The organism is Rhodococcus sp. MurmanLake-1 (assembly GCF_056945715.1).
The window spans coordinates 1-1,455 of record NZ_JBWZNF010000052.1 but is presented as its reverse complement, the minus strand read 5'-3'; the positions used below and the strand labels follow the sequence as shown (position 1 = coordinate 1,455).

2 protein-coding genes are annotated in these 1,455 nt (G+C 62.8%); both read left to right on the top strand.

Annotated features, from left to right (window positions below):
- On the top strand, positions 1-729 hold a 729-nt coding region (locus AC2ETI_RS32530; protein WP_483635044.1), incomplete at its 5' end, for an MBL fold metallo-hydrolase.
- A 49-nt stretch (positions 730-778) separates the two neighbouring features.
- Positions 779-1,455 (top strand): alpha/beta hydrolase (locus tag AC2ETI_RS32525; protein WP_483635043.1); only part of this gene is annotated, 677 nt, incomplete at its 3' end.

The following is a 1,455-nucleotide window of genomic DNA, read 5'->3' as shown; positions in this document are numbered from 1 at the left end:
GTCCTGGTCGATACCCTCTACGCCAAAGACGACGTCGACGCGCTTGCGGATGTCATTGCAGCCACCGGAAAAACCCTCACCACCATCTTCATCACTCACGCCCACTTCGATCACTACTTCGGCCTGGGAAAGTTGCTCGAACGATTTCCGACCGCTCGCGGCGTCGCGATGCCAGCCGTCGTGGACGCCGTGCACCAGGTCGTCGAGCAGGACAAGGCGACAGCAGAGGCGTGGATGCCGGGCAAAGTCGTCGATCCCAGCGCACTACCCGAGGCGTTGATCGGTCCCATCGTGCTCGACGGGCACGAGCTCCACGCGATCGACCTGGGCCAAGGTGACTGCAAGCACAGCACGGTCTTGCACGTGCCTTCGCTCGACGCGGTCGTAGCCGGCGACGTGCTCTACAACGGTGTCCATCAGATGCTGGGAACATCGACGCCTGCAGATTGGCCTAGATGGATCAGCAGCATCGACAAGATCGAAGCACTCAACCCGAGGATCGTGGTCGCCGGCCACAAGCAGCCCCACCTACCCGACAACGATGTCGCGTCGATCCTGAACGGCACTCGCCAGTACATCGCAGCGTTCATTGAAAGCTACGAGTCGGCGAAGGATGCCAATGAGGTGATCGCAACGATGTCCGAGCGTTTTCCGAACCGTATCAATCCGGCCACCCTCCACTATTCGGCCGCGACGGCAATGGAGGCCAAGGGAACCCCGACCAGTTGACGGGCGCCGGTCGACACATTCTGCTTCAACCCAGTCAGGAGGATCAACGATGATCGACAAACTCGAAGCGTTCCAAGAGATCAAGTTCGGGTCAGGGGGCGAGTTCTGCGGGGCATGGCTGTTCATGCCGGATGGGGCTTCGGAGAGCAAGCCGGTTCCACTGGTCGTGATGGCGCACGGGCTGGGCGGTGTCAAGCGCGTAGGGCTCCGCCCGTTCGCGGAACGCTTCCACGCCGCCGGCTATGCATGCCTGGTTTTCGACTACCGCCACTTCGGCGACAGCAGCGGTGAGCCGCGTGAGATCGTCGACTTCGACAAGCAGCTCGAAGACTGGCGCTCCGCGGTCGGATTCGCCCGGTCACTTCCGGGAGTGGATGCGGACGCAATCGCAGTATGGGGCACGTCCCTCGGGGGCGGCCATGTCATCGAGACAGCCGCGGACGACCCCCGAATCGCCGCCGCCATCGCGCAGTGTCCGTTCACGGACGGCCGCGCCACCGGAGCGAAGATCGACCTCATCGCCCTCGCCAAGATCATGCCGCGAGTCGCACTCGACCTCATCGCAGAACGAACGGGTACCACACCGGTGCGAGTCGCGACTGCCGGATCGAAGGGCCAGGCAGCATTGATGACGACACCGGACGCCATGCCGGGAGTCGAAGCAATGTACACCGCCATCGGCGAACCGTACGTTTCTGTCAATGTGGGCGCTCGCATTCTCCCTCG